We start from the raw sequence: 220 nt of genomic DNA, 5'->3' as shown, positions 1-220 counted from the left end.
GACAAACATGCGAAATATCCAACGCTTATGTAGGAATGACTGATAAAGTCCCAACTCGTGTGATTATTCATCGACTAACAAAAGAACAACAACAAAAACGATTACAAGATCAAACGGTAAGAGAAAAAAAGAAAGGGATGAAGTATTCTCCTCGTAGTAAACGACTTAGCGGTATCAATGTATATATGACAAATACTCCTACAGATATTGTCCCAATGGG

1 pseudogene is annotated in these 220 nt (G+C 36.4%); it reads left to right on the top strand.

The window, feature by feature from the left end:
* Window positions 1-220 (top strand): annotated as a pseudogene (locus HFD78_RS29325) (IS4 family transposase); the annotation flags it as partial.

Source organism: Bacillus sp. EKM501B (assembly GCF_011800505.1).
GTDB classification, from domain to species: Bacteria; Bacillota; Bacilli; order Bacillales; family Bacillaceae_G; genus Bacillus_A; species Bacillus_A cereus.
This window is presented reverse-complemented; position numbering and strand designations above follow the sequence as displayed.